Source organism: Aeromicrobium sp. EU05-FHT14F07 (genome assembly GCF_058790455.1).
This window is the reverse complement of the sequence record NZ_JBYTCR010000004.1, coordinates 127,708-152,297: the sequence shown is the minus strand read 5'-3', so window position 1 is coordinate 152,297 and position 24,590 is coordinate 127,708. Positions and strand designations below refer to the sequence as shown.

The 24,590-nt window shown below is 72.8% G+C and carries 21 protein-coding genes; 14 read left to right on the top strand and 7 right to left on the bottom strand.

The window, feature by feature from the left end:
- Position 1: 1 nt before the first annotated feature.
- Both AC3WRM_RS05945 and AC3WRM_RS05940 read right to left on the bottom strand, forming a co-directional pair.
- The gene (locus AC3WRM_RS05945; protein WP_492248827.1) at positions 2–2,584 is read right to left on the bottom strand and encodes a DUF4153 domain-containing protein; all 2,583 of its coding nucleotides are present in this window, start codon (positions 2,582–2,584) and stop codon (positions 2–4) included.
- The gene (locus AC3WRM_RS05940) at positions 2,581–3,276 is read right to left on the bottom strand and encodes a response regulator (protein WP_492248826.1); all 696 of its coding nucleotides are present in this window, start codon (positions 3,274–3,276) and stop codon (positions 2,581–2,583) included. The genes AC3WRM_RS05945 and AC3WRM_RS05940 overlap by 4 nt, the downstream gene beginning before the upstream one ends.
- A gap of 181 nt (positions 3,277–3,457) precedes the next feature.
- Between AC3WRM_RS05940 and efeO the strand changes: the two genes are divergently transcribed.
- From efeO to AC3WRM_RS05920, 4 genes are all read left to right on the top strand, one after another.
- Positions 3,458–4,591: an iron uptake system protein EfeO gene (gene efeO, locus AC3WRM_RS05935; protein WP_492248825.1), complete on the top strand. Its 1,134-nt coding sequence runs from the start codon at positions 3,458–3,460 to the stop codon at positions 4,589–4,591.
- On the top strand, positions 4,588–5,853 hold the full coding sequence (gene efeB, locus AC3WRM_RS05930; protein ID WP_492248824.1) for an iron uptake transporter deferrochelatase/peroxidase subunit: 1,266 nt from the start codon (positions 4,588–4,590) through the stop codon (positions 5,851–5,853). The genes efeO and efeB overlap by 4 nt, the downstream gene beginning before the upstream one ends.
- 87 nt (positions 5,854–5,940) lie before the next feature.
- The gene (locus tag AC3WRM_RS05925; protein ID WP_492248823.1) at positions 5,941–7,491 is read left to right on the top strand and encodes a succinic semialdehyde dehydrogenase; all 1,551 of its coding nucleotides are present in this window, start codon (positions 5,941–5,943) and stop codon (positions 7,489–7,491) included.
- Positions 7,492–7,566: 75 nt separating this feature from the next.
- Positions 7,567–9,258: a GMC oxidoreductase gene (locus tag AC3WRM_RS05920; RefSeq protein ID WP_492248822.1), complete on the top strand. Its 1,692-nt coding sequence runs from the start codon at positions 7,567–7,569 to the stop codon at positions 9,256–9,258.
- Positions 9,259–9,527: 269 nt separating this feature from the next.
- Here the strand turns inward: AC3WRM_RS05920 and AC3WRM_RS05915 are convergent, their stop codons facing one another.
- Entirely contained in the window at positions 9,528–11,099 is a 1,572-nt protein-coding gene (locus AC3WRM_RS05915) for an adenylate/guanylate cyclase domain-containing protein (RefSeq protein ID WP_492248821.1), read from the bottom strand.
- 139 nt (positions 11,100–11,238) lie between these two features.
- On the opposite strand from AC3WRM_RS05915, the gene AC3WRM_RS05910 reads away from it, so the two are divergent.
- The gene (locus AC3WRM_RS05910; protein WP_492248820.1) at positions 11,239–11,637 is read left to right on the top strand and encodes a cyclic nucleotide-binding domain-containing protein; all 399 of its coding nucleotides are present in this window, start codon (positions 11,239–11,241) and stop codon (positions 11,635–11,637) included.
- A 66-nt stretch (positions 11,638–11,703) separates the two neighbouring features.
- On the opposite strand, the gene AC3WRM_RS05905 is transcribed toward AC3WRM_RS05910, so the two are convergent.
- Entirely contained in the window at positions 11,704–12,519 is an 816-nt protein-coding gene (locus tag AC3WRM_RS05905; protein WP_492248819.1) for an adenylate/guanylate cyclase domain-containing protein, read from the bottom strand.
- Positions 12,520–12,763: 244 nt separating this feature from the next.
- Here AC3WRM_RS05905 and guaA point away from each other — a divergent pair, with 244 nt between their 5' ends.
- Positions 12,764–14,323, top strand: a complete 1,560-nt coding sequence (gene guaA / locus AC3WRM_RS05900; protein WP_492248818.1) for a glutamine-hydrolyzing GMP synthase — start codon at positions 12,764–12,766, stop codon at positions 14,321–14,323.
- Between the two features lie 81 nt (positions 14,324–14,404).
- Here the strand turns inward: guaA and nhaA are convergent, their stop codons facing one another.
- Positions 14,405–15,622, bottom strand: a complete 1,218-nt coding sequence (gene nhaA / locus AC3WRM_RS05895; protein WP_492248817.1) for a Na+/H+ antiporter NhaA — start codon at positions 15,620–15,622, stop codon at positions 14,405–14,407.
- 128 nt (positions 15,623–15,750) lie between these two features.
- On the opposite strand from nhaA, the gene AC3WRM_RS05890 reads away from it, so the two are divergent.
- From AC3WRM_RS05890 to AC3WRM_RS05870, 5 genes are read left to right on the top strand one after another with little or no spacing between them, the layout of a single operon-like run.
- Positions 15,751–17,253 carry a gamma-glutamyltransferase gene (locus tag AC3WRM_RS05890; RefSeq protein ID WP_492248816.1) on the top strand — a complete coding sequence of 501 codons (1,503 nt, stop codon included), beginning with the start codon at positions 15,751–15,753 and terminating at the stop codon, positions 17,251–17,253.
- Between the two features lie 32 nt (positions 17,254–17,285).
- Positions 17,286–18,116 carry a hypothetical protein gene (locus tag AC3WRM_RS05885; protein WP_492248815.1) on the top strand — a complete coding sequence of 277 codons (831 nt, stop codon included), beginning with the start codon at positions 17,286–17,288 and terminating at the stop codon, positions 18,114–18,116.
- On the top strand, positions 18,113–18,442 hold the full coding sequence (locus tag AC3WRM_RS05880) for an META domain-containing protein (protein ID WP_492248814.1): 330 nt from the start codon (positions 18,113–18,115) through the stop codon (positions 18,440–18,442). Before AC3WRM_RS05885 ends, AC3WRM_RS05880 begins: the two co-directional genes overlap by 4 nt.
- 4 nt (positions 18,443–18,446) lie before the next feature.
- Positions 18,447–18,893: an META domain-containing protein gene (locus tag AC3WRM_RS05875; RefSeq protein WP_492270914.1), complete on the top strand. Its 447-nt coding sequence runs from the start codon at positions 18,447–18,449 to the stop codon at positions 18,891–18,893.
- Between the two features lie 50 nt (positions 18,894–18,943).
- Positions 18,944–20,143: an NAD(P)/FAD-dependent oxidoreductase gene (locus AC3WRM_RS05870; protein ID WP_492248812.1), complete on the top strand. Its 1,200-nt coding sequence runs from the start codon at positions 18,944–18,946 to the stop codon at positions 20,141–20,143.
- Positions 20,144–20,289: 146 nt separating this feature from the next.
- Here the strand turns inward: AC3WRM_RS05870 and AC3WRM_RS05865 are convergent, their stop codons facing one another.
- Together AC3WRM_RS05865 and AC3WRM_RS05860 are read right to left on the bottom strand one after the other, a co-directional pair.
- Positions 20,290–21,240, bottom strand: a complete 951-nt coding sequence (locus AC3WRM_RS05865; protein WP_492248811.1) for a succinylglutamate desuccinylase/aspartoacylase family protein — start codon at positions 21,238–21,240, stop codon at positions 20,290–20,292.
- The gene (locus AC3WRM_RS05860; RefSeq protein ID WP_492248810.1) at positions 21,240–21,761 is read right to left on the bottom strand and encodes an ATP-dependent zinc protease family protein; all 522 of its coding nucleotides are present in this window, start codon (positions 21,759–21,761) and stop codon (positions 21,240–21,242) included. Before AC3WRM_RS05860 ends, AC3WRM_RS05865 begins: the two co-directional genes overlap by 1 nt.
- Positions 21,762–21,789: 28 nt before the next feature.
- On the opposite strand from AC3WRM_RS05860, the gene AC3WRM_RS05855 reads away from it, so the two are divergent.
- The 3 genes from AC3WRM_RS05855 to AC3WRM_RS05845 all read left to right on the top strand — a co-directional run bounded on the left by AC3WRM_RS05855 (position 21,790) and on the right by AC3WRM_RS05845 (position 24,568).
- A complete protein-coding gene (locus AC3WRM_RS05855; RefSeq protein WP_067854263.1) occupies positions 21,790–22,980 on the top strand; it encodes a RimK family alpha-L-glutamate ligase in 1,191 nt (396 codons plus the stop codon).
- 133 nt (positions 22,981–23,113) lie between these two features.
- Positions 23,114–23,332: a hypothetical protein gene (locus AC3WRM_RS05850; RefSeq protein WP_492248809.1), complete on the top strand. Its 219-nt coding sequence runs from the start codon at positions 23,114–23,116 to the stop codon at positions 23,330–23,332.
- Positions 23,333–23,473: 141 nt separating this feature from the next.
- A complete protein-coding gene (locus AC3WRM_RS05845; protein ID WP_492248808.1) occupies positions 23,474–24,568 on the top strand; it encodes an NADH:flavin oxidoreductase/NADH oxidase in 1,095 nt (364 codons plus the stop codon).
- Positions 24,569–24,590: the final 22 nt, after the last annotated feature.

The window sequence follows — 24,590 nt, the reverse complement described above, 5'->3', positions numbered from 1 at the left end:
GCTACTCGGCCCGGAACGTCGGGCAGGTCGCGGCCGGCGGCGGCAGCGTCGCCAGGGCACGCTCGGCACGGTCCCGACCCAGGTTCCACGACCAGGGCGCCCGGTCGTCGACGTCGCTCGGGGAGGAGTCGTACGCGAGCACGCACGCGGCGACGTCGGGCTCGAGGCGGTCGACGACGGTGGGCACCGCGTCCGGGCCGAGCTCCGCGAGGTAGTCCACGTCGAGGCGGCCGGTGGCCTCGTAGCGGTCGAGGTTGCGCTCCGCCACCAGGGCGGCCGGGTCGACGGCGCCGAGCAGCAGCAGCGCCGAGGCACCGCTGAGCACCACGGCCCGCGGGAGCCAGGCGCCGGAGAGCCGCACCACGGCCGCCAGCGTCATGAGCACGACCAGGCCCAGCCAGAGCTCGAAGCCGTCGACCGCGACGCGCAGCACCGTGTAGCCGTACGCCTCCTGGTACAGGTCCATCCGGTACATCGCCGAGGCGACGACCGCGAGGGTGAGCAGGCAGAGCGCCCCGAGGGCGAGGCGCAGCAGCAGGCGGTCGCGCGGGTCGGTGCGCGGTGCCTTGCGCGCCGCGACGCCGATGACGAGCAGCACGAGGACGGTCACCGCCGTGAGCTGGCCGAACCCCTGGTGCACGTACTCGGCGTACGTCAGCCCGGTGGTGCGCTCGAGGTAGTCGCGCCCGCCCCACATCGCCGCCGACTGGGCCAGGAGGAAGCCGACGAACAGGACCAGGACGGTGCCGAGCGGCACGAGCCACTCCCACCGGTGCTGCACAGGGCGGGCGGCGGGCAGGTCCTCGGCCAGCACCGGCGGCGGGTTGAGGGCCACGTAGCAGCCCGCGAGCGTCACCCCGGCGGCGAAGAACCACACGAAGCCGCGGGCCACGACGGAGTCCCACGCCAGGTCGGGCACCAGGCCGGAGGCCCACGAGCCGAACACGGCGTCGCCGGAGGCGAAGAGGCCGCCGAACAGCACGAGCCCACCGAGGGCCAGGGCTGCCGTGCGCAGGACGGGCCACAGGAGGCGGGAGCGGCTCGTCGCCGACAGCGTGCGGCCGAGCAGGGGCAGGCCACGCAGGGCGGCGGCCACCCAGGCGGTCGACGCCGCGGGGACGCCGAGCGCCGACCGTGCGCCGGTGACGGCGACCGCGAGCGTCGCCCCCGCCACGACGACCCCGAGCAGGCCGAGCCACTCGCTCGCCCGCAGCACGGTCATCAGGGACAGCCCGACGCCCACGGCCACACCCAGCACCGTCCACGGCTCGCGTCGCCGCGGCGACTGCGCGAGCACGACGCCTGCGACGGCCAGGGCCACGAGCAGGAAGCCGACGCCCATCGGCTGGTCGACCAGCAGCACGGCGGCGAGGACGCCGACGAGGCAGGAGGCCAGCAGCGGACGCACCTGGGGCGACAGGTCACGCTCGGGCCAGAGCCGGGCCCACACCTCCTCGACCCGGCCGGCGGTGGGGGCCGCGGCCGGCGGGGGAGGCGTGGTGGTCGGGGTCGCGGCACCGCTGCCGCGGGACGGGGTGGGGTCGGTCATCGGGGTGCTCCTCGTCGGGGTCGATCGGGGGGTCGGTCGGGGGTGGAGGGGGAGGGTGGCGCGCAGGTGGGCGCCCCGCTCCGCAGCGAGGACGGCGAGGGTGCCGCCGTGCAGGTCGCACACCCAGCGGGCGATGGCGAGGCCGAGCCCGGTGCCGCCGCCGGAGTCCGGGCCGGTGCCGAAGCGTTCGAGCACGCGCTCGCGCAGGTCGTCGGGGATGCCGGGACCGTCGTCGGTCACGTCGAGCACCCAGCCGTCCGGCACGGACCAGGCGGACAGGCGGACGGTGCCGCCCGTGGGCGCGTGGCGGACCGCGTTGTCGACCAGGTTGGCCACCAGCTGGGCGAGCCGACGCGGGTCGGCCTCGACCACCAGCGCAGCGGGGTCGACGAGCACGTCGACGTCGACCTCGCGGTCCGCGCCGGCCGCGTCGTCGACGGCGGACCGCAGCAGGTCACCCACCTCGACCTCCTGGAGGCGCAGCGGAGCGACGCCGGCGTCGATGCGGGACAGGTCAAGCAGGTCGGCCACCAGGTCGCTGAGACGTTCGGCCTGGCGGAGGGCGGCCCCGAGGGTGGCGTCGTCGGGCCGGACGACGCCGTCGGCGAGGTTCTCCAGCAGCGCCCGTTGCGCGGTCAGCGGGGTGCGCAGCTCGTGCGCGACCGTCGCGACCAGCTCGCGCCGCTCCCGGTCGATCGCCTCCAGGTCCGAGGCCATCGCGTCGAAGGCTCGCGACAGCCGTCCCACCTCGTCGTCGGTCGTCGCGCCGACGCGCACCGTGTAGTCGCCCGCCGCCATGCGTGCGGCGGCCCCGGTCATCGCGCGCAGCGGCGACGTCATGCCCCGCGCCAGCCACTGCGTCACCAGGACGGCGGACCCCACGGTGACGGGCAACGTCACCCACACCGGGAGCCCGGCGCGGTCGCCGACCTGCGCGAGCAGGGCGGCGACGACGACGCTCGCCCCGACGAGCAGGCCGAGCTTGGCCTTGATCGTGCCGAACGCGGCCAGGGGTCCGGCCCCCCGGGTGCTCATCGAGCCTCCAGGGCGTAGCCGACGCCATGCACCGTCCGGAGCCGGTCGGCGCCGATCTTGGCGCGGAGCGTCTTGACGTGGCTGTCGAGCGTGCGCGTGCCCGACGCGTCGGACCAGCCCCACACGTCGCGCATCAGCGTCTCGCGGTCCACCACGGCGCCGGGCTCCGCCGCGAGGGCGGCGAGCAGGTCGAACTCGAGCGGCGTCAGGTGCACCTCGCCGCCGTCGACCGTGACCCGCCTGGCGGCGCCGTCGACCACGAGCGACCCGAGGGTGCGCGACGGGGAGGCGGTGGCGGCGAGCTCGGCCGCGCGGGCGACGCGACGCAGCAGCGCCTGCACCCGGGCCACCAGCTCGCGCTGGCGGAACGGCTTCGTCACGTAGTCGTCGGCGCCGACGTGCAGGCCGACGAGTACGTCGGTCTCGTCGTCGCGGGCGGTGAGCATCAGCACCGGGACCGGCCGCAGCGCCTGCACCCGCCGGCAGACCTCCAGCCCGTCGAAGCCGGGCAGCATCAGGTCGAGCACCACGAGGTCCGGCTCGTGGGCGACGAAGGCGTCGACCGCCCCCGGGCCGTCGTGCGCCTGCACCACGTCGTGCCCCTCGGCGCGCAGCCGGTCGGTCACCATCTGGTTGATGAGCGGCTCGTCCTCGACGACGAGGATCGTGCGGCGCGGGTCCTGGCGGGTCATGGTTCCGACCCTAGGTTCGCCGTGGGGTGCGGTGTGCGAAGCGGATGTGCAGATCCTGTGAAGGTCCCGGCGGACCTGCGCTCGGCGCACGTCACACCCCGAACCGTTGCCGCGGGGAACCGTCTGCGGTCTAGCATGGTGAGGCTGCCCTCACCCGGGCGCCCTGCACCGAAGGACCCCCATGCGCCGCACCCTCCTCGTCACCGGCCTCGCCGCCGCCTCCCTCTCCCTGCTCGCCGCCTGCGCCGAGAAGCCGTCGGAGGCCGACGGCACGGTCGCCGTGAAGGCCGCCGACTCCTCCTGCAAGGTCTCGGCGACCCAGCTCAAGGCCGGCCCGACCACGTTCGCCGTGACGAACGCCGGCTCCAAGGTCACCGAGTTCTACGTGTACGCCGAGGGCGACCGGATCATGGGCGAGGTCGAGAACATCGGGCCGGGCCTGTCGCGCGACCTCGTCGTCGACCTGCCGAAGGGCGACTACCAGGGCGCGTGCAAGCCCGGCATGGTCGGCGACGGCATCCGCCAGGACCTCACCGTGTCCGGCAAGGCCGCCAAGGAGCTGTCGGACTCCGCCGAGCTGAAGGCCGCCGCCGCCAGCTACCAGCGCTACGTCGAGAGCCAGACCGGTGCGCTCATCGACAAGACCACCGAGTTCGTCGACGCGGTCAAGGCCGGCGAGGTCGACGAGGCCAAGGCGCTCTTCCCGCGGGCCCGCACCTACTGGGAGCGCATCGAGCCCGTCGCGGAGATCTTCGGCGACCTCGACCCGATCACCGACGGCCGCGAGCCCGACGCCAAGGCGGAGGGACGCGACTTCACGGGCTGGCACCGCATCGAGAAGCAGCTCTGGGTCGCGGGCAACACCGACGGCATGGACCCCTACGCCGACCAGCTGCTCGCCAACGTCACGAAGGTGGTCCAGGAGAGCAAGGAGAAGCCCCTCACGGCCCTCCAGCTCGCCCAGGGCTCCAAGGGTCTGCTCGACGAGGTCGCGACCGGCAAGATCACGGGCGAGGAGGACGAGTTCAGCCACACCGACCTCTGGGACTTCAAGGCCAACATCGAGGGCTCGCAGGCCGCGATCGCCGCGCTCCGCCCCGTGCTCGAGAAGGCCGACCCCGACCTCGTGACCCTCATCGACCAGCGCTTCAAGGCGCTCGACACCGAGCTCGACCAGTACCAGGACGCCGACACCGGTGAGTGGGCCGGCTACGACACGCTCAGCAAGGAGCAGGTCAAGCGGCTCTCGGACTCCGTCGCGGCGCTCAGCGAGCCGATCAGCAAGGTGGCGGCCGTGGTCGCGGCCTCGGCGTGAGCGAGCGCTCCCCGCTGTCGCGTCGCGCCCTGCTCGGCGCGGCCGGCGCCGGTGCGGTGGTCGCAGGCGTCGCCGGGGGCTACGCCGTCGGCGCGACCCGCGACGAGCCGGTGCGCGCCGACCCCGAGGCGGTCCCGGTCGCGTTCGAGGGACGGCACCAGGCGGGCATCCTCACGCCCGCGCAGGACCGGCTGCATTTCGTCGTGCTCGACGTGACGACGCAGAGCCGTGACGAGCTCGTCGGGCTGCTGAAGGAGTGGACGCAGGCGGCCCGCAAGCTCACCCAGGGCAACGAGGTGGGCGTCTACGGCGCCGTCGCCGGCGCACCTGAGGCCCCGCCGGAGGACACCGGTGAGGCGCTCGGCCTCCCGGCGTCGGGCCTGACGCTGACCATCGGCTTCGGGCCGAGCCTGTTCGAGCGCGACGGTCGCGCCCGGTTCGGGCTCGGCGACGCGCGCCCCGCCGACCTCACTGACCTGCCGCTGTTCTCCGGCGACCGTCTCGACCCGTCCCTGACGGGCGGCGACGTCGCGATCCAGGCCTGCGCGAACGACCCCCAGGTGGCCGTGCACGCGATCCGCAACCTCGTCCGGATCGCCTTCGGACGCGCGTCGGTGCGCTACTCCCAGCTCGGCTTCGGACGCACGTCGTCGACGTCGGCGGCGCAGGCCACGGCGCGCAACCTCTTCGGCTTCAAGGACGGCACGGCGAACGTGAAGTCCGAGGACCGCGACGTCGACGACGTCGTGTGGGTCCAGGAGGGCGACGGTCCCGACTGGATGGTCGGCGGCTCCTACCTGGTGGCGCGACGCATCGACATGCGCATCGAGACGTGGGACCGGGAGCCGCTCGCCGGCCAGGAGGCGATCATCGGTCGGGCCAAGGGCTCGGGTGGTCCGCTGTCCGGCGGCGACGAGCACGCGGCCATCGACCTGACGAAGCGCGGCTCGGACGGCCAGCCGCTCATCCCCGTCACCTCGCACGTCGCCAAGGCGCACCCCGACAACAACGGCGGGGCCCGGATCCTGCGTCGCGGCTACAACTTCGTCAACGGCACCGACGGCCTCGGACAGCTCGCGGCCGGTCTCTTCTTCATCAGCTACCAGCGCTCGCCCGACCAGTTCGTGCGGATCCAGCGCAACCTCGCCGGTCCGACCAACGACGCCCTCAACGAGTACCTGGTGCACCGCAGCTCCGGCCTGTTCGCCTGCCCGCCCGGCGTCGGGCCGCGCGGGTTCTGGGGCGAGACGCTGCTCGGCTGACCCGCTGACGCGGCGTCCGTCCGACATCGCCACCGGATGTGACACAAGCCCTGTCGCATTCGACATACCGGCGGTATCCTGGAGAGCATGTCACTCGCCGACGTGGTCCCCGCCTCCCGTGTCCAGAGCCTGACGTCGCTGATCCGCAGCACCAGCGGCGAGACCCGCACGACCACCACCCCGCTCACGGGCGAGCCCGTCGCGCAGATCCCCGTGTCGTCGATCGACGACGTCGAGGCGGCGTTCGACGCCGCGCGCGCCGCCCAGCAGCGCTGGGCCCGGACCCCGTTGGAGGCGCGGTCCGCCGCGCTGCTGCGCCTGCACGACCTCGTCCTCGCGCACCAGGACGAGCTGCTCGACCTCATCCAGCTCGAGTCGGGCAAGGCGCGGGCGCACGCGTTCGACGAGGTCGCCCACCTCGCGCTGACCGCGCGGTTCTACGCGCGCCGCCTGAAGAGCCAGCTCAGCCCGACCCGACGCAACGGCGCCCTGCCCGGGCTGACCCGCGTCGAGGTGAACCAGGTGCCCAAGGGCGTCGTGGGCATCATCAGCCCCTGGAACTACCCGCTGACGATGGCCATCTCCGACGGTCTGCCCGCCGTCGCGGCCGGCAACGCCGTCGTGCACAAGCCCGACAGCCAGAGCCCGCTCATCGCGCTCGCCGGCGTCGAGCTCCTGCGCAGGGCCGGCATCCCCACCGACGTGTGGCAGGTCGTCAGCGGCGCGGGCTCGGTCGTCGGCTCGGCGATCATCGAGCGCGCCGACTACATCTGCTTCACCGGCTCCACCGCCACCGGCACCCTCGTCGCGAAGCAGGCGGCCGAGCGTCTCGTCAGCTGCTCGCTCGAGCTCGGCGGCAAGAACCCGATGATCGTGCTGCCCGGTGCCGACGTCGAGCGGGCCGCGGCCGGCGCGGTCACCGCCTGCTTCTCCTCCGCCGGTCAGCTGTGCGTGTCGATCGAGCGTGTCTACGTGCCCGAGGCGCTCTACGACGCCTTCCGCGACGCCTTCGTGCGTCGGGTGCAGGCCCTGAGCCTCGGCGCCTCCCTCGACTGGGACGCCGACATGGGCTCGCTCATCTCCCAGAGCCAGGTCGAGACCGTCGCCAAGCACGTGGACGACGCGGTCGCGAACGGCGCGACCGTGCTCACGGGCGGTCGGGCCCGACCCGACCTCGGGCCGTACTTCTTCGAGCCGACCGTGCTCGAGGGTGTCACCGAGGCTGCCGCCTGCTTCGCCGAGGAGACGTTCGGGCCGCTCGTGTCGCTCTACCCGTACCGCACGGTCGACGAGGCCATCGCGCTCGCGAACGCCGGCGAGTACGGCCTCAACGCCAGCATCTTCGGCCCGGTCCGCGAGGCCCGCCGCATCGCCCCGGCCATCAAGGCCGGCACCGTCAACATCAACGAGGGCTTCGCCGCCACCTTCGGCAGCATCGACGCCCCTATGGGCGGCATGCGCACGTCGGGCGTCGGGCGTCGCCAGGGTGCCGAGGGCATCCTGCGCTACACCGAGCCGCAGGCCGTCGCGGTCCAGCGTGCCGTGCCGATGGGCGGGCCCGCGTTCGTCCCCGCGCGGCGCTACGCCCAGGCCCTCACCCTCGGGCTGAAGGTGCTGCGCCGCACGCCGCGCGCCTGACGCCACCGCACCCCGACGCCCCGCGCGTCTCCCACACCGCAGCACCACCCCGCAGCAGCACCACGAGAGGTTCCCATGGGTTTCGACCACGACGTCATCGTCATCGGCTCCGGATTCGGCGGGAGCGTGTCCGCCCTGCGGCTGACCGAGAAGGGCTACAAGGTCGCCGTCCTGGAGGCGGGCAAGCGCTTCCGCGACGAGGACTTCGCCAAGACGTCGTGGCGGCTGCGCAAGTTCCTGTGGCTGCCCCAGCTGGGCTGCTACGGCATCCAGCGCATCGACAAGCTCAAGGACGTGCTCATCCTGTCCGGCGCGGGCGTCGGCGGCGGGTCGCTCGTGTACGCCAACACGCTCTACGAGCCGCTCGACCCCTTCTACAAGGATCCCGCCTGGGGCCACATCGCCGACTGGAAGAGCGAGCTGGCGCCCTACTACGACCAGGCCAAGCGGATGCTGGGCGTCGCGACCTACCCGTTCGAGACCCCGGCCGACCGGGTCATCAAGAAGGTCGCGCAGGACATGGGCGTGGAGGGCACGTTCCACCACACGCCGGTCGGCGTCCTGTTCGGCGACGAGCCGGGCCAGAAGATCGCCGACCCCTACTTCGGCGGCGCGGGCCCCGACCGCAACGCCTGCACGAACTGCGGCGAGTGCATGACCGGTTGCCGTCACAACGCGAAGAACACGCTCGTCAAGAACTACCTCTACCTCGCCGAGCAGAACGGGGCCGAGATCCACCCGCTGACGACCGCGGTGTCGGTGACGCCGCTGCCGGGAGGTGGCTACGCGGTCGAGACCCGGCGCACGAACAAGCGCTTCCGCAAGCACCGGGTCATGACCGCCGAGCAGGTCATCTTCTCCGCCAGCACCATGGGCACGCAGAAGCTGCTGCACCGGATGAAGGACCAGGGCGTCCTGCCGAACGTCTCGGACCGGCTCGGGCTGCTGACCCGCACCAACTCCGAGGCGCTCCTCGGCTCCATCGCCGACGGCAAGGACGTCGACTACTCCGAGGGCGTGGCCATCACGTCGTCGTTCCACCCCGACGAGTTCACGCACATCGAGCCGTGCCGCTACGGGCGAGGCTCCAACGCGATGTCGCTGATGCAGACCGTCCTCACCGACGGCAGCCTCCCGAGGGCCCGCTGGAAGACGTGGCTCAAGGAGATGTGGCGGCAGAAGCGCAACATGTTCAAGCTCTACGACCTGCGGCACTGGTCGGAGCGCACGGTCATCGCGCTGGTCATGCAGACCCACGACAACTCGATCACGACCTACACCAAGCGCAACCTCCTCGGCAGGAAGGTGCTGACGTCGCGCCAGGGCCACGGTGCCCCGAACCCGGCCTTCATCGAGCCGGGCCACGTCGCCGTCCAGCGGATGGCCGAGCACATGGGAGGCACGCCCGGTGGCACGATCGGCGAGCCGTTCAACGTGCCGCTCACGGCCCACTTCATGGGCGGCGCGTGCATCGGCGACTCCCCGGAGACCGGCGTGATCGACCCGTACCACCGCCTGTACGGTCACGAGGGGCTGCACGTGGTCGACGGCTCGTCGATCAGCGCGAACCTCGGCGTCAACCCGTCGCTGACCATCACGGCCCAGGCCGAGCGCGCGATGGCCTACTGGCCGAACCGTGGCGAGGCCGACCCGCGCCCCGCGGTGGGTGAGGGCTTCCGCTCGCTCGAGCCGATCGCGCCGAAGAACCCCGTGGTCCCCGAGGACGCACCGGCCGCCCTGCGCCTGCCCATCGTCGGCGTCAGCTGACCTGCTGCCTCGCCGCTGCTGGTTCCCATCAATTGATGGGAACCAGCAGCTCACCATGGTTCTCCCTCACTCACCCGTGGATGCATCCCAGGGCAGGTGAGGGAGGACCGTGGTGAGTGCGTCCGTGACGTCCGCACCGCGAGACGCTGCGGCCCCCGCCCGTGACGTCCGGACTCACCATGGTCGTCCCGTGCTCACCGGCGGAATCATCCGCAGGGGGAGTGAGGGATTCCCATGAAGTGATGGGAATCGGCCGACCGCGGAGAGGGTCAGGCGCTGGGGGTCTCCGCCCGGCGCGGGACGGCGGTCTCGGTCTCCTCGGACCGGCCGCGGAGCACCGTGCTGCCCTCGCGGCGCCAGTGGGCGGCCTCCTCGGGGTCGGCCGCGGTGACCGCCTGCAGGTCGGCGAGCACACCACCCTCGACGTCCTTGGCCAGCTCGGTCAGCCGGGAGGCGGCGTTGACGGCGTCGCCGATCACGGTGAACTCGTAGCGGGTCTCGTCGCCGACGTAGCCCGCGACCGCCCGTCCCGTGGCCACGCCGATCCCGGCGCGCACGCCGACCAGCTCCGTCTCGAGCCGCTCCCCGATCCGTCGGGCGGCGGCGAGCGCCTGCCCCGCGTGGTCGTCGAGGTGACGCGGTGCGCCGAAGACGGCGAGCACGGCGTCGCCCATGAACTTGTTGACGAGGCCGCCGTGCGCGTCGACCTCGGCGATGATCACGCCGAAGTAGTCGTTCAGCATGGCCACGACCTCGTCCGGCTCGCGCTCCTGCGCGTACGACGTGGAGCCCACGAGGTCGGTGAACAGCACCGACACCTCGCGTGTCTCGCCGCCCAGCCGCACGTCCTCCAGCGCGGCCTCCGCGACGTCGCGCCCGACGTGGCGACCGAACGCGTCGCGCAACCGCTCCCGCTCCAGCAGGCCCGTGGACATCTGGTTGAAGCCCGACTGCAGCATCCCCAGCTCCGAGCCGTCGAACACCTCGATCGTGGTGCCGAACTCGCCGCGCTCGACCCGACGCATCGCCTCGGTGACACCCGTCATCGGCTGGACGACGGCTCGGGAGGTGAGCCACATGACGAAGAAGCCGAAGAACAGCACGACCGAGCCGATGATCAGCGTCACGACCGCCAGCTCGCTCAGGGTCAGCTGGTCGGTGGTGAGCGCGAGGATGCCGACGACGACCAGGCCCACCACGGGCGCACCGGTGCCGAGCCACCAGAACATCAGGACGCGGGTCGCCGCACCGAGGCCGCGCGGCCGCTTCATGACGGCGCCGCGGAGGGCGCGGGCGGCGATCGGCCGCATCGCGAACTCGGCCAGCAGGTAGGCGATGGTCGTGACGACGATCGACGCGATGCCGACGGTGAGACCGGTCGACAGGGCACGTTCGGGCTGCACGACGACCGACAGCAGCGTGAACAGCACCGTCGCCAGCACCCAGAGCGCCGCCTGCATGACGGTCAGGGACCGGGCGGCGCGCAGGGCGCGGCGACGCTCGCGCGGCGTCGGCTCGCGGTCCTCGAGGGCCCACCGCTGGGCCCGGACCGTCCGCCGCGTCCCCCACGTCGCGCCCACGAGCACGGCGAGGCCGACGTAGATCGGCACGGCGATCGCGAGGGCCACGCCCATGTCCCGCGTGGGGCGGGGGCTCGGGACCACGAAGACCGACAGGGCCACGACGATGCCGGCACCGATGAGGTTGGTGCTGACGAGGAAGAGGGTGAGCAGCAGCTGGATGCGGATGCGCAGCCGGCTGGTGTCCTGCTCGGCCGACCCGAGCAGCACCGAGCCGAACGCGCGCCGGGACCGGGCCGTACGCGCGTCTCGAGAGGCCACGTCATTGCCTTCCAGGGCTGGCGGAGGGGACGTCGGGCAGCGTACCGTCAGCATGCTGCGGGCGTGTCCTCCTTCGCTCCAGGTCGTTGGACCGGCTGCGGCGCCCCTCCACCCCGCGCCGTTCGACCGAGAGGAAGCCATGGCACGCAAGGCAGACCGCGAGACCATCGACGCGCTGACCCGCGTCACCGACTTCGACGCCAAGACCATCGAGAAGCTCGCCGGTGTCGGTCGTCCCGTGAACATCCCCGAGCGCTGGGCCGTGATGATCGAGAACACCCCCGCGGACAAGGCGTACATCATCCTCGACGGCACCGTGGAGATCCGACGTCACCAGGAGTCGATCGCCGAGCTCGGCGCCGGTGACGTCATCGGCGAGATGGCGCTCGTCAACGGCAAGCTGCGCAACGCGACCGTCGTGGCGAAGACGCCGGTCAAGGCGCTGCACCTCACCGACTCCGACGTGGCCGAGCTGCTCGAGCACGACCCGAACTTCGCCGAGAAGCTGCAGAAGAAGGCCACCGAGCGGCTCGACTGACCGTCCTGCTCACGGCTGCTCGGCCCGGTTCCTCCTCGGAGGGGCCGGGCCGACGCACGTCCGGGCTCAGACCTGCCAGTCCAGTGCGTGGACGACCTGGGTGCCCGGGATCCCCTTGAGGTCGACCTCGCGACTCTCGAGCACGGGCACCTGCTCGCCGTCGGACTCGAGGGCCTCGAGGACGGTGTCGCTGACGAGCACCTCGCCACCGTCGGCCTGGGCGGCCACGCGTGCGGCGTAGGCGACGTTCCGCCCGAAGAGGTCGCCGTCGCGGTGCACCGCCGACCCCCGGTGCACCCCGATCCGCACGGCCACGCCCGCCAGGCGCGACCCCGGCCGGGCGCGGGTGATGCGACGCTGCACCTCGGCCGCCGCGGCGACGGCGGCGGTGGCCGACGGGAAGGCCACCATGAAGCCGTCGCCCTGGGACTTCACGACGTGCCCGCCGTGCCGGCCGACCGCACGGGTCACGACGGCGTCGTGCTTGGCGAGCAGCCGCACCCAGCCCCCGTCGCCCAGCTCGTGGTTGAGGGCGGTCGAGCCCTCGATGTCGGAGAACAGGATCGTGACGGTGCCGTCCGGCGTGGCCATGCGGGCGAGGTCGGGCCGCTCGACGTCGGCCCAGCGCGCGAGGTCGTCGATCGAGCTGCGCAGGGTGCCGCCGAAGCCCTTGTCCTTCAGGCTGATCGCCGTGCCCACCACGGTGCGCACGGCGTCCGCGGGTCGCGGCACCGCGAGCCGGGGACGGGGGCGCTCGGCCTGCAACGACCGCTTCAGCTGGGTGATGCGGCGCCGCGCTCCCAGGAGCAGGCCCCACGTGACCACCAGCAGCACGCCCAGCGTGGCGCTGGTGAGGGTGAGGGCGATCTCGAGGCCGGACATCGGGACCAATCTACGGCGAGGTCGGGGGAGTGGTGGGGGCCGCGGCCGGCCGGTCGGGGTGCCGGAACGCACAGGACCCGGCCTGGAGGGAGCTCACGGGCCGGGTCCTGTCATGTGCCACGAGGAGCGGGCACGATGTGGATCTCGCGGGAGGGAGTGTAGCGAGATCCGTCCTGTTCAACGACGCTCCCCAGAGGGGGTTACGAGCCGTCTGAAGAAATTTCTCGACCGATACGATGACGCCGTGACCCCAGACCACGACCTCGTCATCGTCGTCGACTACGGCGCCCAGTACGCCCAGCTGATCGCGCGCCGTGTCCGCGAGGCCCGGGTGTACTCCGAGATCGTCCCGCACACGATGCCGGTCGAGGAGATCCTCGCGCGGGAGCCCGCCGCGATCATCCTGTCGGGCGGTCCGTCGTCGGTCTACGAGCCGGGCGCGCCGCAGCTCGACCCGTCGATGGTCGAGTCCGACGTCCCGGTGTTCGGCATCTGCTACGGCTTCATGGCGATGGCCGCGGCCCTCGGGGGCGACGTCGCGCGGACGGGGCAGCGCGAGTACGGGCGCACGGCCGTCGAGGTGCTCGACCCCGGCACGCTGCTGCAGGGACTGCCGACCAGCCTCACGTCGTGGATGTCGCACGGCGACGAGGTCGTCGGCGCGCCGCAGGGATTCACCGTGAACGCGCGCTCGCCGCGCGCCACCGTCGCCGCGTTCGAGGACACCGGGCGCCGGCTCGCGGGCGTGCAGTGGCACCCGGAGGTGCTGCACTCCGAGCACGGCCAGCAGGTGCTGGAGCGTTTCCTCGTCGAGATCGCGGGCTGCCGCCAGACGTGGACGAGCGTCAACATCGTCGAGGAGCAGGTCGAGAAGATCCGCGCCGAGGTCGGCGACGCCCGGGTGATCTCCGCGCTGTCCGGCGGGGTCGACTCGGCGGTGTCGACGGCGCTCGTGCAGCGCGCGGTCGGTGACCGCCTGACGGCCGTGTTCGTCGATCACGGGCTGCTGCGCGAGGGTGAGGCCGAGCAGGTCGAGCGCGACTACGTCGAGGCGACCGGGGTCGACCTGAAGGTCGTGGACGCGCGCGAGCGGTTCCTCGGGCACCTCGACGGCGTGAGCGACCCCGAGACCAAGCGCAAGATCATCGGCCGCGAGTTCATCCGCGTGTTCGAGGAGGCCGAGCGGGAGGTGCTCGCCACCCCCGGGCCGCCGGTCAAGTTCCTCGTGCAGGGCACGCTCTACCCCGACGTCGTCGAGTCCGGCGGAGGCGAGGGCGCGGCCAACATCAAGAGCCACCACAACGTCGGCGGCCTGCCCGAGGACCTGGAGTTCTCGCTCGTGGAGCCGCTGCGCACGCTGTTCAAGGACGAGGTGCGCGAGGTGGGTCGCCAGCTCGGCATCCCCGAGGCGATCGTCGGCCGCCACCCCTTCCCCGGCCCGGGGCTCGCGATCCGCATCGTCGGCGCGGTCGACGCCGAGCGTCTCGCGATCCTGCGCCGCGCCGACGCGATCGTGCGCGAGGAGACGACGGCCGCCGGCCTCGACGGCGACATCTGGCAGTTCCCGGTGGTGCTGCTCGCCGACGTCCGCTCCGTGGGCGTCCAGGGCGATGGTCGCACCTACGGCCACCCGATCGTGCTGCGGCCGGTGTCGAGCGAGGACGCGATGACGGCCGACTGGAGCCGCCTGCCCTACGAGCTGCTCGAGCGGATCTCCACCCGCATCACCAACGAGGTCGAGGACGTCAACCGCGTCGTCCTCGACATCACCAGCAAGCCCCCGGGCACCATCGAGTGGGAGTAGTCCCCACGATTCGGTACGTCATCGCCCGTTCTCGTCACCAGAACGGGCGATGACGTACCGAAACGTGGGGAGGGAGTGGGCTCAGGGGCGGTAGGCGCGGTTGCGGGAGCGCAGCACCACCACGGCCAACAGCGCCGACGTGAGGGAGCCGACGAGCACGCCGACCTTCACGTGCTCGTCGGCCTCGCTGCCCGGCCCGAACGCGAGCTCGCCGACGAGCAGCGCCACGGTGAAGCCGATGCCGGCGAGCAGGCCGACGCCGAGCAGGTCGGTCCAGGTCAGGTCGTCGTCCAGCTCGGCGCGCGTGAACCGGGCCATCAGCCAGGTCGAGGCGAGCACGCCGACCGGCTTCCCGACCACCAGCCCCGCGACGATGCCGAGGGTCACCGGGTCGCGCAGGGCCTCCACGAACCCCGACGCCCCCTCGACGGCCACGCCGGCGGAGAAGAACGCGAAGACGGGGACGGCGAACAGCGACGACACGGGGCGCACCCGGTGCTCGAGGTGCTCGGCCAGGCCCTGACCCTGCTGCCCGTCGCGGCGCAGCACCGGCACCGTGAACCCGAGCAGGACGCCGGCGACCGTCGCGTGCACGCCGGACTCGTGCACGCAGGCCCAGGCGACGGCCGCGAGCGGGAGGAGGAGCCACGGCGAGCGGATGCGGCGCTGGACGAGCAGCCCGAACAGGCCGATCGGGACGAGCGCGGCCAGCAGCCAGAGCACGTCGAGGTCGGCCGTGTAGAACAGCGCGATGATCGTGATGGCCAGCAGGTCGTCGACGATCGCCAGCGTGAGCAGGAAGAGCCGCAGTGCGGTCGGCAGGAACGAGCCGACGACCGCCAGCACCGCCACGGCGAAGGCGATGTCGGTCGCCGACGGGATCGCCCAGCCGACCATGCGTCCCTCGGGGTGCAGCCCGTTGACCAGCAGGTAGATGCCGGCGGGGACGGCCATTCCGCCGACGGCCGCGACGATCGGCACCGCGGCGCGCGAGGGGTCGCGCAGGTCGCCGGCGACGAGCTCGCGCTTGAGCTCCAGGCCGACGACGAAGAAGAAGACGGCGAGCAGACCGTCGGCCGCCCACGTGCCGAGCGAGAGGTCGAGGTGCAGCGCGGACGGTCCGACGACCGTGTCGCGCAGCTGCCCGTAGGCGTCGGTGGTGTTCGCGGCGACCAGGGCGAGGAGGGCCGCGACGACGAGCAGCGCGCCGCCGAACGTCTCGGCACGGACGAGCTCGCCGATGCGCTGGGTCTCGGACCAGGAGCCGCGGGTCAGCAGGCGGCGACGGGGGGTGCTCACAGGAGATCGTCCTCCAGGGGTCGGCGACAGGACGCCGACCAGACTTCCCGGCACACCGGAACCCACCTTACCGTCGAGTCCCTGCCGTCGAATCGCGCGGAGCCGGTCGGCGCGGCTAGCCTGCGAGGATGCCCGACGTCGCGCTCGCCGCACCCAACGAGGCCGCCGCCGACGCAGGCGCGGAGGTGGCGCGCGCCGGCGGCAACGCCGTCGACGCGGCGCTCGCCGCCGCCCTGGTGACGATGGTCAACGAGGTGGGCCTGGTCTCGCTCAGCTCGGGCGGCTTCGTCACCGTCCAGCCCCAGGACGGGTCGAGCCCCGTCACGGTCGACGGGTGGATGGACATGCCGGGCCGAGGGGCGCAGGCCGCCCGGGGGTCGGGCACGTGGGACGTGACCACCGAGTACGGCGGCGGGGTCACCGTCACGATCGGCGCCGGGTCGGTCGCGACCCACGGCGCGGTGGCGGCGTTCGAGGAGACGCACCGACGGTGGGGGAGCGTGCCGTGGCGCGAGGTCGTGGCCCCGGCGGTCGACGTCGCTCGCGGCGGCTTCCGGCTGGGGTCGGCGTCGCGCTACTACCTCGACTACGTGCACGACGACATCTACGGCTGGGACCAGCAGAGCCGCGCGGCCGTGCACGACGTCGACGGCACGGTGACGCGCGGGCTGGTGGTGGTCGCCGACCTCGCCGCGTCGCTGGAGCTCATCGCCGAGGAGGGCGCCGCGGCGCTGCACACCGGCGACCTCGGGCGCCTCATCAGTGACGACGTGGTGGCACGGGGCGGTCTGCTGACGCGCGACGACCTCGCCGCGTACCGGCCGGTCGTCCGGCCGGCGCTGCGCGTCGAGCTCGGCGACTGGACGCTCGGCACGAACCCGACGCCGGCGATCGGCGGGGTGTGCGTGGCGGCCATGCTGCGCCTGCTCGACGGCGTGCCGCGCGACGTCGCGGACGGCCGGTGGTCGGCCGCCGACGTCGACCGCCTGGTCGAGGTGCAGCGGGCGGTCCTGGGGCACCGGCTCGACGTGCTCGACCACAGCGACGACCTCGTCGCCGACGCGCTCGCCTACCTCGCGTCGGTCGACGACGCGGTGCGCTCGTCGGGCTCCACCGCCCACGTGTCCGCCACGGACGGCGACGGTGGCGCGTGCGCGGTGACCGTCTCCTCCGGCTACGGCTCGGGCATGGTCGCGCGCGGCACCGGCATCTGGCTCAACAACTGCCTCGGCGAGCAGGAGCTGAACCCCCGCGGGCTGCACGGCCTCCCGGCGGGTGCCCGGCTGCTGTCGAACATGGCGCCCACGGTGGCCCACCACCGCGACGGCGCGGCACTGGCGATCGGGTCCCCAGGAGCCGACCGCATCTCGACGGCCGTCGCGCAGGTCGTGGCCGGCTTCGTCCACGGCGGCCTGACCCTGCAGGGAGCCGTCGACCATCCCCGCGTGCACGTGCACCGGGCCGGCCGCCCCGACGAGGTGGTCAAGGTCGAGGACGCCTCGGACCTGACGATGTACTACGGCGGCGTCGCAGCGACCCTGCTGCGACGTGATGCGACGGGTGCGCTGCACCTCGAGGCTGCAGCGGACCCGCGACGTGACGGCGCGGTGCGTCTGGTGCGCAGCAGGTGACATCGTCGCTGTCACGGTCCTACGCTGCGAGCATGAACCTCGTCGGCCTCGCCACCCTGCCCCTGCGCGTGACGATCTCGGCCACCCGCACGACGCTAGCCCTGGGCCAGCTGGCGTCGCCGGACGGCCCGATCCTGCGCGAGGGCGGGTACGGCGCGCGGATCGCGGTGCTGATCGGCGAGGACGGGCTGCTGGAGCAGCTGGGCCGGCTGCTCGCCGACGACCGCGGCATCGTCGCGCTCGGCAACCTGGTCGCCGACATCACGGCCGAGGACCGGCCGATCGGCAAGGCGCTGCAGCGTGACGGTCTCGTCGACCGGATGGCCTCGGAGGAGGGCCCCTTCGTGCGGCTGCTGGAGGCCGGCGGCCCGCTCGACCGTGCACTGGCGGAGGACGGGCCGCTCTACCGCTTCCTCGCTCCGGGCGGGTCGCTCGACCGGCTGCTCGCACCCGACGGACCGCTGGAGCGGCTGACCGCGCCCGACGGCCCGATCGAGCGGATGCTCGCGCCCGGTGGCCCGCTGGAGCGGCTCCTGGAGAACGACGGCACGCTCGAGAACGTCCTGCGTCCCGGCGGCCTGCTGGAGCAGCTGCTGGAGGAGGACGGTGTCCTCGAGAACCTGCTGCGGCCCGGTGGGACCTTGGAGCAGCTGGTGGCGCTCGGGTCGACGATCGACGCGATCGTCCCGCGGCTGGAGGCGCTGGGCAACGCGATCCCGAGCCTCAACCAGGCGGTGTCGGTGCTGAGCGGTGCCGTCGAGCCGCTCGGCACGCTCGCCCAGCGTCTGCCCGGCGGTCGCCGTCGGGTGCTGTCCTCCGGTCCGTCGGGGTCGACCCCCACGAACGAGCTGTACGGCGAGTGAGCGCCCCCGCACGGTCCGACGTCGTCGGCCGCTGGCTCCCCGAGAACGGCCCCGACCGGGCCTTCGTCGAGCTGCGCGACAACGGCGACCTCGCCGGGCACGACGGGTGCAACCGCTTCGGCGGAGAGCACTGGTCGCTCGAGGGCGACGTCGTCACCACGTCGGGCACCCGCGTCTCGACCCTCATGGCCTGCGACGGCGTCGACACCTGGCTGGGTCGGGCGGTGTCGTTCCGCTGGGACGACGGCACGCTGCGAGCGACCGGGCCCGACGGCGCCGAGCTGGGTCTGCTGCTCACCGACCCGGACGTCTCCGCCAGGGGCTGACCTCGTGCCTCGACGACGATGGTCGCGGTGCCTGGTGGGCATGACCGCGGTGAGTGCCGTGCTCGCCCTGGGCGGCTGTGAGGGTCGGTCGGCGGAGCCTGCGTCCGCGTCGCCTTCGTCCTCGACGACGCCGGGTGACGTCACCGCGGCTGACGTGACGGGGCTCTGGTCAGCAGGCCGCTCGAGCTCGCGGCTGCCGGTGGAGGTCGAGCTCGGGGCCGACGGCAGGGTGTCCGGCTCCGACGGGTGCAACTCCTTCAGCGGCCGGCGGTGGTCGCTCGACGGTGACCGGGTGCAGCTGCGAGGCGCCCAGCTGACCTCGTTGGTCGCGTGCCCGAGCTACTCGACCTGGTTGGACCGGGCCGCCTCCTTCCAGCTGCGCGACGGTCGGTTGGTCGCCCTCGACCCCGCTGGCGAGAGGCTCGGGTCACTGCGCCGCGCGGGGGCCTGACGGCCGGTCGTTCGGCTTGCCGACGTCGGGGTCCGTGCGAGGCTCGACGTATGGACATCGTCATCATCGGAGGCGGTCTCGCGGCCGCGAAGGCTGCAGCGGCGCTGCGCGAGAACGGGCACGACGGCGGGCTGACGATCATCGGCGCCGAGGACCGGCTGCCCTACGAGCGTCCGCCGCTGTCGAAGGACGTGCTGCTCGGCGAGGGCACGCTCGACGACGCCGTCGTCCACCCGCAGGAGTGGTACGCCGAGCACGACGTGCGCCTCGTGAGCGGCACGGCGGCCGAGCGGCTCGACGTCGAGGGTCACCGGGTACACCTGGCGGACGGCCAGGTCGTGCCGTACGACAAGGCCGTCATCGCGACCGGTGCCCGTCCCGCCGTCCCCGACGCGATCGCGGGTGGCGCCGACGCCTTCTTCCTGCGCGACGCGGCCGACGTCGAGCGGCTGTCTGCGGCGTTCGCCGACGCGTCGTCCGTCGTCGTGGTGGGCGGCGGCTGGGTCGGGCTGGAGGTGGCGGCCGCGGCGCGTCACCACGACCTCGAGACCACGGTGGTGCTGCGCGGCGACGTGCCGCTGGAGGAGGTCATGGGCGAGCGTATCGGCGGCTACTTCGCCTCCCTGCACGCGACGCACGGCGTGACCCTGCGGACGGGCGAGCGTGTCGACGCGGTGACCGCGCGCACGGTGAGGCTCGGCGGTGGTGAGGTGCTGGAGGCCGACGTCGTCGTGCTCGCGGTGGGTGCGACGCCCAACGTCGAGCTCGCGCAGGAGGCGGGACTGCTCGTCGACGACGGCATCGTCACCGACGAGCACTTCGCCACCAGCCACCCCGACGTCTACGCGATCGGCGACGTGTCGGCGACCCTCCACGTCGGTCGCGGCCACGCCGTGCGGGTCGAGCACTGGGACGACGCGGTGCGCCAGGGCGAGGCCGTCGCCGAGGTGCTGCTCGGCCAGGACGTCGTGTACGACTGGGAGCCGTACTTCTTCACCGACCAGTACGACCTGGGCATGGAGTACGTCGGCCACGGGTCCGGTGACGACGACGTGGTGGTGCGCGGTGAGCTCGACGACGGCAGCGGCGACGGCGAGTTCATCGTGTTCTGGCTGCACGACGGCGTCGTGTCCGCCGCCATGAACGTCAACATCTGGGACGTCCAGGACGACCTGCGGGCCCTGGTGGGCCGCGAGGTCGCCCCCGAGCGCCTCGCCGACCCCTCCGTCGAGCTCTCCGACCTCGCCTGACCTGCGTCCTGAGATTCCCAGGTCGACCTGGGAATCTCGCCCAGGCACGAGAAACTCAGCCAGGCACGGCTTGCTTTCCGTGCTCCGCTGAGAATTCCGTGCTGCGACGCAGATTCCCAGGTCGGCCTGGGAATCTCGCCCTCGGGTCAGACCTCGGCGACGTGCACGACGGCGTCGCCGCTGTTGACGACGGGAGCCTCGGTGCGGCCGATGACGACGCCGGACCGCTCGGCGTGGACGAGGCGGACCCGCTTGCCGAAGGAGTCGAACAGCCCGCCGAGGCGCTGGCCCTCGACGACGTGCTCGCCGAGCCCGACCTCCAGGTGCAGCATGCCGGTGCCGCGGGCCCGGACCCAGCTGCTCCTGAACGACGCCTGGCTCGGGGTCGGCGGATCCTCGTCGAGCGGGTCGGTCATGCCGAGCGCGGCGAGCACCCGACGCACGCCCCGCACGCCGGCCTCGATCGCCCACGCGTCCATGCGCCACGCCTCGCCCGCCTCGTAGAGCAGCACCGTCGCGCCGGCCTCGCGGGCCGCGGCGCGCAGCGACCCGTCGCGGATGCGGGCGTGCAGCATGACGGGTGCGGCGAACGCCTCCGCGAGCTCGCGCGTGCGGGGGTCCTCGAGGTCAGCGCGGATCTGGGGGAGGTTCGTGCGTCGGTCCGACCCGGTGTGCAGGTCGATGCCGACCTCGCACTTCGCGACGACCTCGGTCATCATCAGGTGCGCGATGCGCGACGCGAGCGACCCGCGTGCCGACCCCGGGAACGACCGGTTGAGGTCGCGACGGTCGGGCAGGTACCGGTCGCCGGTCATGAACCCGAGCACGTTGACGATCGGCACGGCGATGAGCGTCCCGCGCATGGTCTTCGGGTCGAGCTCGGCGAGCACCTGGCGGACGACCTCGACGCCGACCGCCTCGTCGCCGTGGATGGCGGCGTCGACCCACACGGTCGGCCCGTCCTCACGACCGTGCACGACGCGCACCGGCAGGTCGACGTCGGCGCCGGTCACGAGTCGGGTGATCGGCAGCGACACCGACTTCACCTGCCCCGGGCGCACCCGGATGGGGCCGATCTCGAAGGAGGGGCGCACCATCACCGTCCCCGGTTCCGACGCCGCACGCGCACGGGCGGGCGGCCGCCGAGGTAGGAGGCGCTGGAGTCGACCAGGAAGCCCTGGGCCAGCGCCTCACGTCCGACGAGCATCCGGAACCCCATCTCGTCGCGCCGCGACAGCGTCACCTCCGCGGGCACCACCCGACCGGCGAGGTGCAGGTCGATGAGCACGACGTAGCGCTCCTCGACGTGGCCGGACGACGACCGCACCTCGCGCAGGTCGAGCACGTCGAGCTCGACCTGCGTCGGGTCCTCGTCGCTGCCCTGCCAGGGGTGGATGCTGAAGCGGACGCGTCGCCCGCCGTCGTCCTCCAGGTCGAACGCGTGGAGGGACGAGGTGCGCGCACCGGTGTCGATCTTGGCCTTGACCCACGGCACGCCCAGGTCGGGCAGGCGCACCCACTCGCGCCAGCCCACCAGCGTCGGCGACGGACGGTCGGCACCGGGCTCGCCAGGAGGAGCGGACTGCGGATCGGAGGTGTAGGAAGGGGGTTGCGTCAACCGTCCGTCCTTCCAGCTCGGGGAGTCCATGAAGCTCGCGATCCTGTCACGTGCGCCTCGGTCGTACAGTACGCAGCGCCTGCGCACCGCAGCGCTCGACCGTGGTCACACCGTCAAGGTGCTGAACACCCTGCGCTTCGCGATCGACCTCTCCGGCGACGAGCCGGACCTGCAGTACCGCGGCAAGCCGCTGTCGCACTACGATGCCGCGCTGCCGCGCATCGGCAACTCCATCACCTACTACGGCACCGCGGTGGTGCGGCAGCTGGAGCAGATGGACGTGTACACGCCGAACACGTCGTGGGGCATCCAGAACTCGCGCGACAAGCTGCGGGCGAGCCAGATCCTCTCGCGCCACGACATCGGCATGCCGGCCACGACGTTCGTGCGCGACCGGGCCGACGTGATCCCGGCGATCGAGCGGGTCGGTGGCGCTCCGGTCGTCATCAAGCTGCTCGAGGGGACGCAGGGGATCGGCGTCATCCTCGCTCCGGAGATCAAGGTCGCCGAGGCGATCATCGAGACCTTGCAGAGCACCCGCCAGAACGTGCTGATCCAGCACTTCGTCGCGGAGAGCAAGGGTCGCGACATCCGTGCGCTCGTGGTCGGGGACCGCGTGGTCGCGGCGATGCGACGCGTGGCGAAGGGCGACGAGTTCCGCTCCAACGTGCACCGCGGCGGCTCCGTCGAGCCGGTCACGCTCGACGCCGAGTACGAGCGGGTGGCGGTGCGCGCGGCGCAGATCATGGGTCTGCGGGTCGCCGGAGTCGACATGCTGGAGGGCGACGAGGGCCCCCTCGTGATGGAGGTCAACTCCTCGCCCGGGCTGGAGGGCATCGAGGCAGCCACCAACCTCGACGTCGCCGGGGCGATCATCGACCACATCGACAACCAGGTCGCCTTCCCCGAGATCGACGTGCGCCAGCGGCTCACCGTCTCGACCGGGTACGGCGTGGCGGAGCTGCTCGTGCAGGCCGCGTCGGACCTGGTCGGCACGCCGCTCGGCGAGAGCGGCCTGCGCGACCGTGACATCTCCGTCCTCACGCTGCAGCGCGGCACCCAGGTGATCCCGAACCCGCGCCGCTCCCACGTGCTCGAGGCCGGCGACCGGCTGCTGTGCTTCGGCAAGCTGGAGGAGATGCGCTCGATGATCCCGAGCCGCCGCAAGCGGATCCGCAAGGTCAAGCGGCTGCCGAAGGACCCGATCCACGAGGGGTGAGGGCTCCCGCTACGTTGGCTCGCGCGGCCTGTCAAGGCCATCCACCTCAACTCTGATGAAGCCTGTCGCACTCCGGCGAGCCCCTCCATCGTGTGGGGACCGGCACCTTCCAGGTGCCGAGATCGGAGGAGACGTGAGCGGGCGCCGGCAGGTCCTCGCCGTCCTGCTCGTCGTGGTGGTCCTGCTCCCGATCGGGCTCGTGGGCCTGGGCGGGAGCGTAGGCTACGGCGCGGTCGAGCTGGTCGTGTGGCTGGTCGTCGTGGTGGCGCTCGTCGTCGCCCTCCTCGCCTGGGGTCGAGGACCACACGACGTACGAGGCACTCGGGGGCAGGACCCGAGGATGAAGGACTAGACATGAGGAGAAGCGCCGAAGGACACCTGCTCGACCGCCAGGTCAGCGAACCCTGAGCCGTCCTGCCGTGCCGGACGGGCCAGGCGGGCGTGGCGACCCGGCGGGGAAGATCCGGACGGTCGAGGACGTTGCACCGCTGACGTGAGTGCTCTTCTCGAATCCGTCACCCTCCGCGGCGTCACCGCCCGCAACCGCGTCTGGCTGGCGCCGATGTGCCAGTACTCGTGCTTCGCGCGCGACGGCGTGCCCACCGACTGGCACCTGGCGCACCTCGTGGCCCGCGCGGCGGGCGGCTTCGGCCTGCTCGTCACCGAGGCGACCGCCGTGGTGCCTGAAGGCCGGATCAGCCCGGAGGACACCGGTCTGTGGGACGACGCCCAGCAGGAGGCGTGGACGCGTGTCGTCGCGGCCGTGCACGAGCAGGGGACGCCGATCGGGGTCCAGCTCGCCCACGCGGGACGCAAGGCCTCGACCTTCGCCCCGTTCGCCGACCCGCGCGCCGCCTCCACCGGCGAGGGCAGCGTGCCGGTCGAGGAGGGCGGCTGGGAGACGGTCGCGCCGTCGGCCGTCGCCTTCCCGGGCTACGCGACGCCCCGGGCGCTGTCGCTCGAGGAGGTCCGCGAGCTCCCGGCCCGCTTTGCCGACGCCGCCCGGCGGGCCGACGCCGCCGGGTTCGACCTGGTGGAGGTGCACGCGGCGCACGGCTACCTGCTGCACCAGTTCCTGTCACCGCTGTCGAACCAGCGCGACGACGAGTACGGCGGCTCCTTCGAGAACCGCACGCGGCTGGTCGTCGAGGTCGTCGACGCGGTCCGTGCGGTCTGGCCCGACGACAAGGCGCTCGTGGTCCGGTTCTCGGGAACCGACTGGCTCGAGGGCGGCTGGACGTCGGCCGAGACCGCGCGACTGTCGCGCGAGCTCGCCGACCACGGCGTGGACCTCGTCGACGTGTCGAGCGGTGGCCTGCTCCCGGCCGACATCCAGGTCGGCCCCGGGTACCAGGTGCCGCTCGCGCGCGAGGTGCGTGACGGCTCCGGCCTGCCCGTCGGCGCGGTGGGCCTGATCACCGAGCCCCAGCAGGCGGAGGACGTGCTGGAGCGGGGTGACGCCGACGTCGTGCTGCTGGCCCGTGCCGCGCTGCGCGAGCCGGGCTGGCCCCAGCGCGCCGCCCACGAGCTCGGTGACCCGCCCGCCGGCCTGTACCCGCCGCAGTACGAGCGAGGCGTCTGGCGCTGACCCCGTCGGAGCCGCCACCATG

Bases quoted from the DNA above. Each gene is read 5' to 3' on its own strand.
- AC3WRM_RS05945 (WP_492248827.1), bottom strand. From the start codon at position 2,584: ATGAGCACCCGGGGGGCCGGACCCCTGGCCGCGTTCGGCACGATCAAG.
- AC3WRM_RS05940 (WP_492248826.1), bottom strand. From the start codon at position 3,276: ATGACCCGCCAGGACCCGCGCCGCACGATCCTCGTCGTCGAGGACGAG.
- efeO (WP_492248825.1), top strand. From the start codon at position 3,458: ATGCGCCGCACCCTCCTCGTCACCGGCCTCGCCGCCGCCTCCCTCTCC.
- AC3WRM_RS05925 (WP_492248823.1), top strand. From the start codon at position 5,941: ATGTCACTCGCCGACGTGGTCCCCGCCTCCCGTGTCCAGAGCCTGACG.
- AC3WRM_RS05920 (WP_492248822.1), top strand. From the start codon at position 7,567: ATGGGTTTCGACCACGACGTCATCGTCATCGGCTCCGGATTCGGCGGG.
- AC3WRM_RS05910 (WP_492248820.1), top strand. From the start codon at position 11,239: ATGGCACGCAAGGCAGACCGCGAGACCATCGACGCGCTGACCCGCGTC.
- AC3WRM_RS05905 (WP_492248819.1), bottom strand. From the start codon at position 12,519: ATGTCCGGCCTCGAGATCGCCCTCACCCTCACCAGCGCCACGCTGGGC.
- AC3WRM_RS05890 (WP_492248816.1), top strand. From the start codon at position 15,751: ATGCCCGACGTCGCGCTCGCCGCACCCAACGAGGCCGCCGCCGACGCA.
- AC3WRM_RS05885 (WP_492248815.1), top strand. From the start codon at position 17,286: ATGAACCTCGTCGGCCTCGCCACCCTGCCCCTGCGCGTGACGATCTCG.
- AC3WRM_RS05870 (WP_492248812.1), top strand. From the start codon at position 18,944: ATGGACATCGTCATCATCGGAGGCGGTCTCGCGGCCGCGAAGGCTGCA.
- AC3WRM_RS05865 (WP_492248811.1), bottom strand. From the start codon at position 21,240: ATGGTGCGCCCCTCCTTCGAGATCGGCCCCATCCGGGTGCGCCCGGGG.
- AC3WRM_RS05855 (WP_067854263.1), top strand. From the start codon at position 21,790: ATGAAGCTCGCGATCCTGTCACGTGCGCCTCGGTCGTACAGTACGCAG.